This window comes from Stenotrophomonas maltophilia, assembly GCF_002799245.1.
Classification (GTDB): Bacteria; Pseudomonadota; Gammaproteobacteria; order Xanthomonadales; family Xanthomonadaceae; genus Stenotrophomonas; species Stenotrophomonas maltophilia_S.
On sequence record NZ_NEQV01000004.1, the window covers coordinates 360,808 to 375,569 of the forward strand.

The following is a 14,762-nucleotide window of genomic DNA, read 5'->3' on the forward strand; positions in this document are numbered from 1 at the left end:
CGTCCGCGATGGCGCGTATCTACTGGCCGCCGGCAAACCCATGCTGCCGCCACGCCTCGTACATCACCACGGCGACGGTGTTGGAAAGATTGAGGCTGCGGTTGTCCGGCCGCATCGGCAGGCGCAGGCGGTGGCCATCGGGCAGGGCATCGAGCACGTCCTGCGGCAGGCCGCGGCTTTCCGGGCCGAACAGGAATGCATCGCCATCTTCAAAGGCCACGCTGTCGTAGCGCACGCTGGCCCGGGTACTGAGTGCGAACAACCGTTTCGCAGCGATCCGCGCCAGCGCGGTGTCCAGGTCGGGATGCACCTGCAGGCGCGAGTACTCGTGGTAGTCCAGCCCGGCGCGCTTGAGCTGCTTGTCTTCCAGTGCGAAGCCGAGCGGCTCGACCAGGTGCAGCTGCGCGCCGGTGTTGGCGCAGAGCCGGATCACATTGCCCGTGTTGGGCGGGATTTCCGGTTGGAACAGGATCACGTGGAACTGGGGCGCGGCATTCATCGGCGCAGTGTACCTGCGACGGCGGCCGCCTTTACGGCGCACGCCCTGCACGCGGCAGGGCGGCACCGCTTACGGGCGCAGCAGGACCTGGGCGGTTTCGGTGGCCAGGGCCTGCAGGTCGGCGGCGCTCGGACGCACCTGCAGGGTCGGCAGGTTGACGATGACCGAGTGGGCGACGTTGGTGGCGGCGGCGGCCAGGGTGGCGGCGTAGCGCTGGGCTTCCAGTTCGGCGGCCAGGGCGACGCGCTGCTCCAGGCTCGGGCGCACTTCCACCGAAGCCAGGGTGGTGATCGGCAGGGCGGCGGCAATCGGGGCGGCGACGTAGTCGTTGCGCTCGGCCAGCTGGTCGGCGCTCGGGCGCACTTCCACGGTGGCCAGGGTCGGGATGCCGCTGGCCTGTTCCCAGGCCTGCTGGGCCAGCTGGTCGGCGGCCGGGCGGACCTGCACGGTGGCCAGGGTCTTGAGGGATTCGGAGGCCTGCACCGACGAAACAACCGCGGTGCCGGCGATCAGGGCGATGGCGATGGCAATGGTCTTGGCGTTCATGACGGGGCCTGTTTAGTGTTGGTGATCAGTGGTGTGGTAGTAAGGTAGTACACCGATTCTGGGGATGCAAGGAGAATTTTCGATTTCCTGCATTTGTTCAGTCTTCAGTCAGCTTTCGTCTGAAGCCCTTCCTGGCGCAGTAAGTACCAAGCAAACCCCGTGCCAACTTTTAATCATTGATTTGCAAGGATTTTCTGTCGGGCAAAAAGTGTCCGGTGGGCGGACACCTGTCCATTCGATGGGCCGCGGACACTGTCCGGACGTCTTCAGCCGGCGCATGTGACGGCATAGGACAGGCGATGGGCCGGGCCGGATGGCCCTCGAGGCAAACACCCCCAGTGACTGGCGACCGATTCCTGCCGCCGCGCGCGCAGGCTAGGATCGGGGTTCACCTATGTGACCAAGGATCCGGATATGTCTCTCGCCCTTCGCCCGCGCGCTGCACTGCTGGCCGTCGCCCTCAGCACCGCCCTGGGTACGCTTGCGCCCACCTCCGCGCTCGCCGCCAAGCCGGCGGCACCGGCCAAGGTCGATATCCCGTACGAGCAGTTCACCCTGCCCAACGGCCTGCGCGTGATCGTGCATACCGATCGCAAGGCGCCGATCGTCGCGGTCAATGTCTGGTACCACGTGGGCAGCAAGGACGAGCCGGCCGGCCGTACCGGCTTCGCGCACCTGTTTGAACACCTGATGTTCCAGGGCAGCGAAAACCACGACGGCGAATTCTTCGAACCGTTCAAGCAGGTCGGTGCCACCAACCAGAACGGCACCACCAACACCGATCGCACCAACTATTTCGAGAACGTGCCGACCACCGCGCTGGACATGGCGCTGTGGATGGAGTCGGACCGCATGGGCCATCTGGTCGGTGCGATCGACCAGGCCGCGCTGGATGAACAGCGCGGCGTGGTGCAGAACGAGAAGCGCCAGGGCGAGAACCAGCCCTACGGCCAGGCTTGGGAACAGCTCAACAAGGCGCTGTATCCGGCCGGACACCCGTACCACCACAGCGTGATCGGCTCGATGAACGATCTCAACGCTGCTTCGCTGGATGACGTGAAGACCTGGTTCCGCACCTGGTACGGCCCGAACAATGCGGTGCTGGTGCTGGCCGGTGACATTGATCTGGCCACCGCCAAGGAGAAGGTGGCGAGGTATTTCGGCAGCATCCCGGCCGGCCCGACCATGGCGCAGCCGGCAGTGAACGTGGCCAAGCGCAGCGCCGACACCCGCGAGACGATGACCGACAAGGTGCCGCAGGCGCGCATCTACCGCGCCTGGAACGTGCCGCAGGTCGGCACCACCGAGGTCGATCAGCTGCAGCTGTTCGCGCAGGTGCTGGGCGGTGCCAAATCCTCGCGCCTGAGCCAGCGCCTGCAGCATCAGGACAAGCTGGTGGACAGCATCGCTTCGGGCCTGTCGACCTCGCAGCTGGGGTCCAACTTCGTGATCATGGCGACGGTCAAGCAGGGCCAGGACCCGGCCAAGGTCGAGAAGATCATCGATGAGGAACTGGATCGCCTGATCAAGCAGGGCCCGACCGCGGCCGAGCTGGAGCGCGCCAAGACCGGTGCCCGCGCCGGCTTCATCCGTGGCATCGAGCGCATCGGTGGCTTCGGCGGCAAGGCCGACGCACTGGCCGAGTGCGCCGTGTTCACCGGTGACCCGGGCTGCTTCCGCACTTCGCTGGCCAACATCGAGAAGGCCAGCGCCGCCGATCTGAGCCGGCTCGGCGCACAGTGGCTGGACAAGGGCAGCCACACCCTGGTGATCGCACCGGGTGAACGCGTGGCACTGAAGGAAGACCCCAGCCAGGCGCCGAAGCCGTTCAATGTGCCGGCGGTGGACCCGAAGTACAGCACCCTGCCGGAGCAGGTCGACCGCAAGGCCGGCGTGCCGCAGACCCGCGAGTTCCCGCAGCTGAAGTTCCCGGCGCTGCAGCGCGCCACGCTGAAGAACGGCACCCAGCTGATCCTGGCCGAACGCCATGAGATTCCGGTGGTGCAGTTCAGCTACCAGTTCCCGGGCGGCTTCAGTGCCGACCAGGGCCGCAAGCCGGGCACCGCCAACTTCACCATGAGCCTGATGACCGAAGGCGCCGGCAAGCTGGGTTCGCTGGCCTTCGCCGACGCCGCCGACGCACTAGGCGCCAGCCTGGATGCCTCGGCCGGTCTGGATTCGATGAGCGTGGACCTGTCGGCGTTGAAGGAAAACCTGGCACCGTCGCTGGCGCTGTACAGCAGCCTGCTGCGCGAGCCGCGTTTCGAGCAGGGCGAGATCGACCGGGTCAAGGCGACCTGGATCGCCGGCATCCAGCAGGAGAAGGTCAACCCGGGTGCGGTGGCGATGCGCGTGCTGCCGCCGCTGCTGTACGGCAAGGGCCACCCGTATGCCATTCCGTTCACCGGCAGTGGTGACGAGGCGGCGATCAACGGCCTGACCCGCGAAGACCTGGTCGACTTCCACCACGACTGGCTGCGCCCGCAGAACGGCACCCTGATCGTGGTCGGTGACACCACGCTGGCCGAGATCGTGCCGCTGCTGGACAAGCAGCTGGCCGACTGGAAGGCCGGTGGTGATGCCCCGCAGGTGAAGGCGGCCACCGATGTCGCGTTGCCGAAGGGCCCGCGCGTGTTCCTGATCGACCAGCCGGGCGCGGTGCAGGCCAACCTGTTCGCTGGCCAGGTGGTGCCGCCGTCCAGTGCGTCCAGCTCGATCCGCTTCGACATCGCCAACGGGGTGATCGGTGGTGATTTCACCTCACGCCTGAACATGAACCTGCGTGAGGACAAGCACTGGTCGTACGGTGCGCGCAGCAGCGCGGTCAATTCGGTGGGCCAGCGCCCGTGGATGGCCAGCGCGCCGGTGCAGATCGACAAGACCGGCCCGGCGCTGGCGGAGATGCGCAAGGAAATCGCCGCGTTCGCCGATGGCAGCAAGCCGGCCACTGCCGCCGAGGTCAACCGCATCCGCAACATCCAGACCCTGAGCCTGCCCGGTGCCTACGAGACCGCCAGTGCGGTGGCCGCCACCATCGGTTCGATCGTGCAGTTCAAGCGCCCGGACGACTACGTGCTGCGTCGCAAGGCCGAGATCGAGGCGATGACCCCGGCGCAGGTGCAGCAGGCCGCCGCCGAGATCAAGCCGCAGGCCCTGACCTGGGTGGTGGTGGGTGACCTCAAGCAGACCGAAGCGGCCGTGCGTGCGCTGAACCTGGGCGAGGTGACGGTGATCGACGCCGAAGGCAACCCGGTCAAGAAGTAAGGCAATACGTCGGCCAGGGGTCGGACCCCTCCCCTCGGGAGGGCTCCGACCCCCACCGTGCATTCGGGGTCAGCGCCCCCTGCGGGGGATCCGACTCCTCTGCCGACCTGGGGTCGGATCCCCCGCAGGGGGCTCTGACCCCGGCCCCGGCTACCCCCGATTCAGGCTGTTCAGGCAGAATCCCCCCATACCCTTCCAGGATCTGCCCATGCGCGTTCTGCTGCTTTCCTCCCTGCTGCTCACCGTCACCGCCTGCACCTGGGTGCCGATCGAACCGGCGGGCAAGGCGACCCGCGTGCTGCCGGCAGGGCCGGTTCCGGCTGGCTGCATCGCCAAGGGCGAGGTGGTGGTCACCGTGAAGAGCAAGGTTGGCTTCTACAACCGCAACCCGCTGCGGGTGCAGGAAGAGCTGGAAACCCTGGCCCGCAACGAGGCTCCGAGCGCCGGCGCCAATGCCGTGCAGGCCGCTGCGGCCCCCGCCGATGGCAGCCAGCGCTTCGCCGCCTTCCAGTGCCCGCCGCGCTGAACCCTTCACCATACGGCCGAGGCTGAATTCGTAAAGATGCGGTGAAGGCCCCGGGGGTTATAGAATAGCGCCCCCTTTTGCCTGAGCCTTGGCGCTAACCTCGATGCTCTTCAAGAATGTCTCGATCGCCGGCCTGGCACACGTCGACGCGCCGCACACGCTGACGACCAAGGAAATCAACGAGCGGCTGCAGCCGACGTTGGACCGCCTGGGTATCCGCACCGATGTGCTCGGCGACATCGCCGGCATCCACGCCCGCCGCCTGTGGGATAACGGCGTGCTGGCCTCCGATGCCGCCACCATGGCCGGCCGCAAGGCACTGGAAGACGCAGGCATCAATGCGACGCAGGTTGGCCTGCTGGTCAACACTTCGGTCAGCCGCGATTACCTGGAGCCGTCCACGGCATCGATCGTCTCGGGCAACCTCGGCGTCAGCGACGAATGCATGACCTTCGACGTCGCCAATGCCTGCCTGGCCTTCATCAACGGCATGGATATCGCGGCGCGCATGATCGAGCGCGGTGATATCGACTACGCGCTGGTGGTGGACGGCGAGACCGCCAACCTGGTGTACGAGAAGACCCTGGAGCGCATGACCGCCCCGGATGTCACCGCCGACGACTTCCGCAATGAGCTGGCCGCCCTGACCACCGGTTCGGGCGCCGCCGCGATGGTGATGGCGCGCTCGGAACTGGTGCCGGACGCCCCGCGCTACAAGGGCGGCGTGACCCGCTCGGCCACCGAGTGGAACCAGCTGTGCCTGGGCAACCTGGACCGCATGGTCACCGACACCCGCCTGCTGCTGATCGAAGGCATCAAGCTGGCGCAGAAGACCTTCAGCGCCGCCAAGATCGCACTCGGCTGGGCCGTGGAAGAACTGGACCAGTTCGTGATCCACCAGGTCAGCCAGCCGCACACTGCCGCGTTCATCAAGAACTTCGGCATCGACCCGAAGAAGGTCATGACCATCTTCGGCGAGCACGGCAACATCGGTCCGGCCTCGGTGCCGATCGTGCTGAGCAAGCTCAAGCAGCTGGGCAAGCTGAAGAAGGGCGATCGCATCGCGCTTCTGGGCATCGGCTCGGGCCTGAACTGCTCGATGGCTGAAGTGGTCTGGTAAGCAGCCCGCTGACCGACCTTCTGTAGAGCCGAGCCATGCTCGGCTCACGCGCGCAGCGCGGCTCTTCCGCAGCGGACCGGAGAGCAGCCGAGCATCGGCTCGGCTCTACACCGCGCCGCGATTCTCCCTAGGTGCTCCGCATGCGCGATCTTCCCGGTTACCCCGCCCACCCGCAGCGCTTCGAGGTACGCCCTGGCCTGTCGATGAACTATCTCGACGAGGGCCCGCGCGACGGCGAGGTGGTGGTGATGGTGCACGGCAATCCGTCGTGGAGCTATTACTGGCGCACGCTGGTCGCCGGCCTGTCGGACAAGTACCGCTGCATCGTGCCGGACCACATCGGCATGGGCCTGTCGGACAAGCCGGACGACAGCCGCTACGAATACACGCTGCAGTCGCGCGTGGACGACCTCGATGCGCTGCTCAGGCACCTAGGCATCACCGGCCCGGTGACCCTGGCCGTGCACGACTGGGGCGGCATGATCGGTTTCGGCTGGGCGCTGTCGCACCACGACCAGGTGAAGCGCCTGGTGGTGCTCAACACCGCCGCGTTCCCGATGCCGGCGGCGAAGAAGATGCCGTGGCAGATCGCGCTGGGCCGCCACTGGAAGATCGGCGAGTGGATCATCCGCACCTTCAACGCGTTCTCGTCCGGTGCCTCGTGGCTGGGCGTGGAGCGCAGGATGCCGGCCGACGTGCGCCGCGCCTACGTGTCGCCGTACAACAACTGGGCCAACCGCATCAGCACCATCCGCTTCATGCAGGACATCCCGCTGTCGCCGGCCGACAAGGCCTGGTCGCTGCTGGAGCGTGCCGGCAAGGCGCTGCCATCGTTCGCCGACCGCCCGGCCTTCCTCGGCTGGGGCCTGCGCGACTTCGTGTTCGACCATCACTTCCTGAAGGGCTTCCAGGCCGCGCTGCCGAAGGCGCAGGTACATGCCTTCGAGGATGCCGGCCACTACGTGCTGGAAGACAAGCACGAAGTGCTGGTGCCGGAGATCCGCGCGTTCCTGGACAGGAATCCGATCTGAGGGGGCGTGCCGACCAACGGTCGGCACCCACAGGCCAACGGTCGGCACCCAGCGGGAAAAGGAATGGGTGGGTGCCGACCGTTGGTCGGCACGCGCCTCAGGCGGCAGCCGGGCTGTTGCCGTTGTCGTCGGGGTGATCGTCGTCATTGTCGGCGTCATCGCGCCAACGCCAGTCGGCCAGGGTCAGCGGATCCAGGCCATAGGCAATGCGCGCCTTGTCGCACTGCGGGCTGGCCTTGCCGTACTCCCACGATGCATCCACCTCACGGCACACGCTGGGCCGGTTGGGGTGGATGGTGCAGCGTGAATACACGCCGATCTGCGCGTCCAGCGCCACGCAGCGCACCGGCTTGGAATGGGTGCCGCGCATGCACAGGCGATGCGGGTCCAGCACCTCGGTGAGCTGGTGCGGCACGCCGCCGGGGGTGACCTCGTCTGACTCCATCCAGTGGAAGGCCACGCGGTATTGGGTGCAGCAGGCGCCGCAGGTCATGCAGGGATGTTGCATGGGCAAGCCGCCTCGGGCGGCAGTCGGAATCAGGAACGAGGGTGCGGATTTTCCACGAAGTGGGCCGCCGCGCAAGAAATTCCGTAAGCGGCGACAATGAACGGATGAACCGACCCTGCAACATTGCCGCGCGCCTGCCTGAACTGGCGCGTGAACGCCCTGATCAGATCGCCATCCGCTGCCCGGGCCGGCGTGGCGCCGGCAACGGCATGGCCGCCTACGACGTCACCCTGGATTACCGCCAGCTGGACGCCCGCAGTGATGCCATGGCCGCCGGCCTGGCCGGCTATGGGATCGGCCGCGGGGTGCGCACGGTGGTGATGGTGCGGCCATCGCCGGAGTTCTTCCTGCTGATGTTCGCGCTGTTCAAGCTGGGCGCGGTGCCGGTGCTGGTCGATCCGGGTATCGACAGGCGCGCGCTGAAGCAGTGCCTGGACGAGGCGCAGCCGCAGGCTTTCATCGGCATTCCGCTGGCGCACGTGGCGCGGCTGGTGCTGCGCTGGGCGCCGTCGGCGACCCGCCTGGTGACCGTCGGCCGCCGCCTCGGCTGGGGCGGTACCAGCCTGGCCGCGCTGGAGCGCGCCGGCGCCAGGGGGGGGCCGATGCTGGCCGACACCGACGGCGAGGACATGGCGGCGATCCTGTTCACCAGCGGCTCCACCGGCGTACCCAAGGGCGTGGTCTACCGCCACCGCCACTTCGTCGGCCAGATCCAGCTGCTGGGCAGTGCCTTCGGCATGGAAGCGGGTGGGGTGGACCTGCCGACCTTCCCGCCGTTCGCGCTGTTCGATCCGGCGCTGGGCCTGACCTCGGTGATTCCGGACATGGACCCGACGCGGCCGGCGCAGGCCGACCCGGCCCGCCTGCACGATGCCATCCAGCGCTTCGGCGTGACCCAGCTGTTCGGCTCGCCAGCGCTGATGCGGGTGCTGGCCCGGCACGGCCGGCCATTGCCGTCGGTGACCCGGGTGACCTCGGCCGGTGCGCCAGTGCCCCCGGACGTGGTCGCCACCATCCGCAGCCTGCTGCCGGCCGATGCGCAGTTCTGGACGCCGTACGGCGCCACCGAGTGCCTGCCGGTGGCGGTGGTCGAGGGCCGCGAACTGGAGCGTACCCGCGCGGCGACCGAGGCCGGCGCCGGCACCTGCGTGGGCAGCGTGGTGGCCCCCAACGAGGTGCGCATCATCGCCATCGACGACGCACCGCTGCCGGACTGGTCGCAGGCGCGCGTGCTGGCCACCGGCGAGGTGGGCGAGATCACCGTGGCGGGGCCGACTGCCACCGACAGCTACTTCAACCGCCCGCAGGCCACGGCCGCGGCGAAGATCAGCGAGACGCTGGCCGATGGCAGCACCCGCGTAGTGCATCGCATGGGCGACGTCGGCTACTTCGATGCGCAGGGCCGCCTGTGGTTCTGCGGGCGCAAGACGCAGCGCGTGGAAACCGCGCGCGGGCCGCTGTACACCGAGCAGGTCGAGCCGGTGTTCAACACCGTGGCCGGCGTGGCGCGCACGGCACTGGTCGGTGTCGGTGCTGCGGGTGCGCAGGTGCCGGTGCTGTGCGTGGAACTGCTGCGTGGCCAGGCCGACAGCCCGGCGCTGCAGGACGCGCTGCGCACCAAGGCAGCCGCGTGCCTGGCCGAGGCCGGCCTGCAGCATTTCCTGGTGCACCCGGCGTTCCCCGTCGATATCCGTCACAACGCCAAGATCGGCCGCGAGAAGCTCGCCGTCTGGGCCAGCGCCGAACTGGAGAAGCGCGCATGAAGATCCTGGTCACCGGTGGTGGTGGTTTCCTTGGCCAGGCGCTGTGCCGCGGGCTGGTTGAGCGTGGCCACCAGGTGCTGGCGTTCAACCGCAGTCACTACCCGGAACTGCAGGCGATGGGAGTGGGCCAGATCCGCGGCGATCTTGCCGATGCGCAGGCAGTGCTGCATGCGGTGGCCGGCGTCGATGCAGTGTTCCACAACGGCGCCAAGGCCGGCGCGTGGGGCAGTTATGACAGCTACCACCAGGCCAACGTGGTCGGCACCGACAACGTCATCGCGGCCTGCCGTGCGCATGGCATCAACCGGTTGGTCTACACCTCCACGCCCAGCGTGACCCATCGCGCCACGCATCCGGTCGAAGGCCTGGGCGCTGACGAGGTGCCGTACGGCGAAGATTTCCAGGCGCCGTATGCGGCCACCAAGGCGATCGCCGAACAACGCGTGCTGGCCGCCAACGATGCCGCGTTGGCAACGGTGGCGCTGCGCCCGCGCCTGATCTGGGGCCCGGGCGACCAGCAGCTGGTACCGAGGCTGGCCGAGCGTGCGCGGCAGGGGCGCCTGCGCCTGGTCGGTGATGGCAACAACAAGGTGGACACCACCTACATCGACAACGCCGCGCTCGCCCACTTCCTCGCCTTCGAGGCCTTGGCACCGGGTGCCGCGTGTGCGGGCAAGGCCTACTTCATCTCCAATGGCGAACCGCTGCCGATGCGCGAGCTGGTCAACAAGCTGCTGCAGGCCGTGGGTGCGCCCACCGTGGACAAAGCGATCAGCTTCAAGACCGCCTATCGCATCGGCGCGGTCTGCGAGCGGCTCTGGCCGCTGCTGCGCCTGCGCGGCGAGCCGCCGTTGACCCGCTTCCTGGCCGAGCAGCTGTGCACGCCGCACTGGTACAGCATGGAGCCGGCCCGCCGCGACTTCGGCTATGTGCCGCAGGTCAGCATCGAAGAAGGGCTGCGCAGGCTGAAGGCTTCATCTGCTGCATAGCTCGCCATCACTGGTTGCACACCGCAGGATCGGGAGGATGGACCCACGCCATCCATTGGCCCGGACATCTGCGAGGAGCACCATGCTGCATTACGCCGTCATCTTTTTCGTCATCGCCATCATTGCCGCCGTGCTCGGCTTCTCCGGCATCGCCGGTGCCGCCAGCAACATCGCCTGGATCCTGTTCGTGATCTTCCTGGTACTGGCGGTGGTGTCGATGTTCCGCAAGCGCGGATAGAAGACCGCAGGGCAGTGCCGGCCGCTGGCCGGCACCGTTCTTCCCGGCAGGTGCCGGCCGTTGGCCGGCACGCCCCTTCTGCAGGGTCGAGCGTGGCTCGGCTCTACACGGCGCTGTGCAATCGGCGATCGGCTTCGTGGCGCTCCTGCGCCAGCTCGATCAGGCGGGTGATCAGCGTGGTGTAGTCGACGCCGCTGGCCCCCCAGAGCTTCGGGTACATGCTGATGCGGGTGAAGCCCGGTAGTGTGTTGACCTCGTTGATGACGATTTCACCGTCCCCGGTGAGGAACACGTCCACGCGCGCCATGCCCGCGCACTCCAGCGCCTGATAGGCCTGCAATGCGACCTGCTGGATGCGTGCCTGGGTATGGCCATCGATATCCGCCGGCACCACCACCTCGGCGCCGTCTTCGTTGATGTACTTGGTGTCGTAGGCGTAGAACTCGTCGTGCACCACCACTTCACCGCACAGGCTGGCCTGCGGATGCGCGTTGCCCAGCACCGCACATTCGATCTCGCGGCCGACCACGGCCGATTCCACCAGCACCTTGTGGTCGTAGCGCAGCGCCAACGCCAGCGCTTCGGCAAAGCCCGCCGCATCCTTGACCTTGCTTACGCCCACCGACGAACCCTGGTTGGCCGGCTTCACGAACAGCGGCAGGCCGAGCTGGGCGATCACCGCATCGACATCCACTTCCGCCGCCTGGTGGCGGCGGATGCACAACCACGGTGCCACCTGCAGGCCAGCGTCGCGCAGCAGGCGCTTGGTCACGTCCTTGTCCATCGCCACCGCCGATCCCAGCACGGGCGAGCCAACGAACGGCAGGTTGGCCATGCGCAGCAGGCCCTGCAGCGCACCGTCCTCGCCCAGCGGCCCGTGCACGATCGGCAGCACCACGTCGATCTGGCCCAGCGCACTGGCCGCATCGGAGGGCTGCAGCTGTGACTGTTCGGCACCCGGGCGCACCGCCAGCGACTGGCCGGACCGATGCAGCGCGATGCGCGACGGATCATCGGCATTGATCAGGAAGGTGTCCGGCTGGCTCAGATGCCACTGGCCCTGCTTGTCGATGCCGACCAGCACCGGCTCGAAGCGCTCCCGATCAAGGGCGTCGAGGATGTTCTTCGCCGACTGCAGTGAAACTTCGTGCTCGGAGGATCTGCCCCCGAAGATGATGCCGACCCGGGTCCGTGCCATGGGGAATGCGGTGTCCTGTGCGCTGCGTGGCCGTACAGCATGAACCTTCCATTGCCCCTCGGATGAGGCACAGATGAATCACCGGGACAACCGGCGCCGACCAAGGTCGGCATCTACCAGGACACGATTCGACAGCCGGGGTCAGAGCCCGTTGCATGGCAACGGGATCCGACCCCACCCACGCGGGTAGAATGCGCACATGGCTCTTTCCCTGCTCAAGTCCCTCAAGCCGGTCGCTGGCCGCGCCCTGCAGATTGCCCTGAACCGCGCGCTGGCGCTGGATCCGGATACCCGCCATGCGCTGGCCAGCCTCGATGGCCGGCATATCGACCTGACCCTGGAAGCACCGTCGCTGGCGATGCGTATCAGCGTCGACGGCGACCAGCTGCGGGTCGGCCCGGTGGATGCGCAGGAAGCCGACCTCGCCGTGCGCAGCAGCCTGGCCGGCGTGCTGGCGCAGCTGCCGCTGCTGGCCAACGCACGGCGCGGCGACACCAGCAGCAAGGGCCGCGTGCGCGTGGCCGGTGACGCCGAACTGGCGCGCCGCCTGCAGCAGCTGGCCAAGGGCTTCGATCCGGACTGGCAGCAGCCGTTCGTCAGCGTGTTCGGCGACGTGCTGGGGGTGCAGGTTGCCAACACCCTGCGCAGCGCCCTGCAGCATGCGCGCCAGGGTGCGATCGATCTGGCCCACAGCGCCGCCGAATTCATCACCGAGGAGTCGCGCGACGTGGTGCCACGCGCCGAACTGGACGCCTTCCACGATGACGTGGACGTGCTGCGTGATGACGTCGAGCGTCTCGGCGCGCGCGTGCAGCGCCTGCGGGGTGCCGCATGAAGGCCGTGCTGCGGGCCAGCCGCATCGGCCGGGTGATCCTGCGTTACCGCCTCGACGACCTGCTGCAGGGCACGCCGGCCGAGCGCTGGCTGCGCCTGGCCAAGCCGTTCGTGCCGCGTGCGTCGGCCGACATCGCCGCACAGTCGCGCGGTGCGCGCCTGCGCCTGGCGCTGCAGGATCTCGGCCCGATCTTCGTCAAGTTCGGCCAGATCCTCTCCACCCGCCGCGACCTGGTGCCGCCGGACGTGGCCAATGAGCTGACCCTGCTGCAGGACCGGGTCAAGCCGTTCGACGGCGATACCGCGCGCCGCATCGTCGAGCAGGCGCTCGGCCTGCCGGTCAGCGAGGCGTTTGCCAGCTTCGATACCGAACCGCTGGCCTCGGCCTCGATCGCGCAGGTGCATGCGGCCACGCTGGCCGATGGCCGCCAGGTGGTGGTCAAGGTGCTGCGCCCCGGCATCGAGAAGCAGATCGACGCCGACATCGCCCTGCTCAACTCGCTGGCCACCCTGGTCGAGCGTACCCATCCCCGTGCCGACAAGATCCGCCCGCGTGAAGTGGTGGCCGAAGTCGAGAACACCCTGGCCGCCGAGCTGGACCTGCAGCGCGAAGGCGCCAATGCCAGCGTGCTGCGCCGCTTCTGGGATAACAGCGACGACCTGTACGTGCCGGAAGTGATCTGGAGCCATACCGCCGAGCGCGCGCTGACCCTGGAGCGGGTGTGGGGCATTCCGTCCGACGACATCGCCGCGCTGGACAAGGCGGGCATCGACCGCAAGGCACTGGCCGCCAAGGGCGTGCGGGTGTTCTACACCCAGGTGTTCCGCGACAACTTCTTCCATGCCGATGCGCACGCCGGCAACATCTGGGTCGACACCGATCCGTCGCGCCGCGCCAATCCACGCTTCATCGCGCTGGATTTCGGCATCATGGGCCAGCTCTCGCAGGAAGATCAGTACTACCTGGCCGAGAATTTCATGGCCATCTTCAACCGCGATTACCGCCGCATCGCCGAACTGCATGTGCAGGCGCGCTGGATGCCGGACAACGTGCGCATCGATGATCTGGAAGCGGCCGTGCGTTCGGTGTGCGAGCCGTACTTCACCCGTCCGCTGTCGCAGATCTCGCTGGCCGAAGTGTTGATGAAGCTGTTCCGCGTGGCGCAGCGCTATCAGTTGACCCTGCAGCCGCAGCTGATCCTGCTGCAGAAGACCCTGCTGAACATCGAAGGTGTCGGCCGCCAGCTGGATCCGCAGATCGACATCTGGGCGGTGGCCAAGCCGGTGCTGGCGAAGATCCTGCGCGAGCGCTACAGCCCGCGGCGGGTGGTACGCGAGATCGGCAAGCGCCTGCCGGAGATCATGACCCATGCGCCGGACATGCCGCGCCTGGTACACGCTTGGCTGACCCAGCAGGTGGAGGGTCGCCATGAGCTGGCGATGCGCTCGCGCGACCTGGTCGCGCTCGATGCCAGCGTGCAGCGCCTGCAGAAGCGCGCGGTCGGCGCGATCACCGGCGTCGGCCTGCTGGCCATCGCCGCGCTGATGTACGTGCTGCAGCCGCCGGGTTGGTACTGGGGCGACCTGCCGATGTGGAGCTGGCTGTCCGGTGCCGTCGGCGCACTGGTGCTGGCGCGCGCGTGGTGGAAGTAGGCCCCATGCTGCAGGCGCTGAAGGATGAGCTGGTGCGCTTCGGCGCCGGGAACGACGCGCATGAGACCGAGCGCGCCCGGCGCATGCTCAACATCACCCCGGACACCGGTGAATTCCTGTCGGTGCTGGTGCGTTTCGGCAATGCGCGCCGGGTGCTGGAGATCGGCACCTCCAACGGCTATTCCACGCTGTGGCTGGCCGAAGCCGCTGCCGCCATCGATGGCCACGTGACCACGCTGGAATACGCGCAGGACAAGGTGGCGATGGCGCGTGCTACGTTCGCGCGCAGCGGGCTGACTGAGCGCATCACGCTGCTGCACGCCGATGCCGGGCAGTGGCTGGCACAGGCCGGCGCGGACAGCATCGATCTGCTGTTCCTCGATTCGGACCGTGGGCAGTACGCCGGCTGGTGGCCGCAGCTGCGCCGTGTGCTGCGGCCAGGTGGCCTGCTGGTGGTGGACAACGCAACCTCGCACGCGGACGAGATGGAACCGCTGCGGGCGCTGCTGGAGGCCGACGGGAGCTTCAGCAGCAGCTTGGTGCCGGTGGGCAACGGCGAGCTGCTGGCCGTGCGCAACGCCTGACCGCCGCGC

At 67.9% G+C, this 14,762-nt stretch carries 14 protein-coding genes; 10 read left to right on the forward strand and 4 right to left on the reverse strand.

The window, feature by feature from the left end; all coding sequences use genetic code 11:
- Positions 1 to 19 precede the first annotated feature (19 nt).
- Both B9Y64_RS13985 and B9Y64_RS13990 read right to left on the reverse strand, forming a co-directional pair.
- Positions 20 to 499, reverse strand: coding sequence for a tRNA (cytidine(34)-2'-O)-methyltransferase (locus tag B9Y64_RS13985; RefSeq protein WP_100441218.1), 480 nt, complete (start codon positions 497 to 499; stop codon positions 20 to 22).
- Between the two features lie 69 nt (positions 500 to 568).
- Positions 569 to 1,045: a hypothetical protein gene (locus B9Y64_RS13990; protein WP_100441219.1), complete on the reverse strand. Its 477-nt coding sequence runs from the start codon at positions 1,043 to 1,045 to the stop codon at positions 569 to 571.
- Positions 1,046 to 1,459: 414 nt separating this feature from the next.
- Here B9Y64_RS13990 and B9Y64_RS13995 point away from each other — a divergent pair, with 414 nt between their 5' ends.
- From B9Y64_RS13995 to B9Y64_RS14010, 4 genes are all read left to right on the forward strand, one after another.
- Complete coding sequence (locus B9Y64_RS13995) at positions 1,460 to 4,309, forward strand: M16 family metallopeptidase (protein WP_100441220.1); 2,850 nt, start codon at positions 1,460 to 1,462, stop codon at positions 4,307 to 4,309.
- A 208-nt stretch (positions 4,310 to 4,517) separates the two neighbouring features.
- Positions 4,518 to 4,835, forward strand: a complete 318-nt coding sequence (locus B9Y64_RS14000; protein ID WP_005407628.1) for a DUF4156 domain-containing protein — start codon at positions 4,518 to 4,520, stop codon at positions 4,833 to 4,835.
- 103 nt (positions 4,836 to 4,938) lie between these two features.
- Positions 4,939 to 5,955 (forward strand): 3-oxoacyl-ACP synthase III, encoded by a 1,017-nt coding sequence (locus B9Y64_RS14005; RefSeq protein WP_049429808.1) that lies wholly within the window; start codon positions 4,939 to 4,941, stop codon positions 5,953 to 5,955.
- A 140-nt stretch (positions 5,956 to 6,095) separates the two neighbouring features.
- Positions 6,096 to 6,986 (forward strand): alpha/beta fold hydrolase, encoded by an 891-nt coding sequence (locus B9Y64_RS14010; RefSeq protein WP_100441221.1) that lies wholly within the window; start codon positions 6,096 to 6,098, stop codon positions 6,984 to 6,986.
- A 97-nt stretch (positions 6,987 to 7,083) separates the two neighbouring features.
- Here B9Y64_RS14010 and B9Y64_RS14015 read toward each other — a convergent pair whose 3' ends face one another.
- Entirely contained in the window at positions 7,084 to 7,494 is a 411-nt protein-coding gene (locus tag B9Y64_RS14015; RefSeq protein ID WP_100441222.1) for a YkgJ family cysteine cluster protein, read from the reverse strand.
- A 104-nt stretch (positions 7,495 to 7,598) separates the two neighbouring features.
- Between B9Y64_RS14015 and oleC the strand changes: the two genes are divergently transcribed.
- From oleC to B9Y64_RS14030, 3 genes are all read left to right on the forward strand, one after another.
- Positions 7,599 to 9,257 (forward strand): olefin beta-lactone synthetase, encoded by a 1,659-nt coding sequence (gene oleC / locus B9Y64_RS14020; protein WP_100441223.1) that lies wholly within the window; start codon positions 7,599 to 7,601, stop codon positions 9,255 to 9,257.
- Complete coding sequence (gene oleD, locus B9Y64_RS14025) at positions 9,254 to 10,246, forward strand: 2-alkyl-3-oxoalkanoate reductase (RefSeq protein ID WP_100441224.1); 993 nt, start codon at positions 9,254 to 9,256, stop codon at positions 10,244 to 10,246. Before oleC ends, oleD begins: the two co-directional genes overlap by 4 nt.
- Positions 10,247 to 10,328: 82 nt before the next feature.
- Complete coding sequence (locus tag B9Y64_RS14030) at positions 10,329 to 10,484, forward strand: DUF1328 domain-containing protein (protein ID WP_100441225.1); 156 nt, start codon at positions 10,329 to 10,331, stop codon at positions 10,482 to 10,484.
- 103 nt (positions 10,485 to 10,587) lie between these two features.
- Here the strand turns inward: B9Y64_RS14030 and ddlA are convergent, their stop codons facing one another.
- Complete coding sequence (ddlA, locus tag B9Y64_RS14035; RefSeq protein ID WP_100441226.1) at positions 10,588 to 11,682, reverse strand: D-alanine--D-alanine ligase; 1,095 nt, start codon at positions 11,680 to 11,682, stop codon at positions 10,588 to 10,590.
- Positions 11,683 to 11,881: 199 nt separating this feature from the next.
- On the opposite strand from ddlA, the gene B9Y64_RS14040 reads away from it, so the two are divergent.
- From B9Y64_RS14040 to B9Y64_RS14050, 3 genes are read left to right on the forward strand one after another with little or no spacing between them, the layout of a single operon-like run.
- Positions 11,882 to 12,517: a ubiquinone biosynthesis accessory factor UbiJ gene (locus tag B9Y64_RS14040; RefSeq protein WP_100441227.1), complete on the forward strand. Its 636-nt coding sequence runs from the start codon at positions 11,882 to 11,884 to the stop codon at positions 12,515 to 12,517.
- On the forward strand, positions 12,514 to 14,169 hold the full coding sequence (ubiB, locus tag B9Y64_RS14045; RefSeq protein ID WP_100441228.1) for a ubiquinone biosynthesis regulatory protein kinase UbiB: 1,656 nt from the start codon (positions 12,514 to 12,516) through the stop codon (positions 14,167 to 14,169). Before B9Y64_RS14040 ends, ubiB begins: the two co-directional genes overlap by 4 nt.
- A 5-nt stretch (positions 14,170 to 14,174) precedes the next feature.
- Positions 14,175 to 14,753: an O-methyltransferase gene (locus B9Y64_RS14050; RefSeq protein ID WP_100441229.1), complete on the forward strand. Its 579-nt coding sequence runs from the start codon at positions 14,175 to 14,177 to the stop codon at positions 14,751 to 14,753.
- The last annotated feature ends 9 nt before the right edge of the window (positions 14,754 to 14,762 follow it).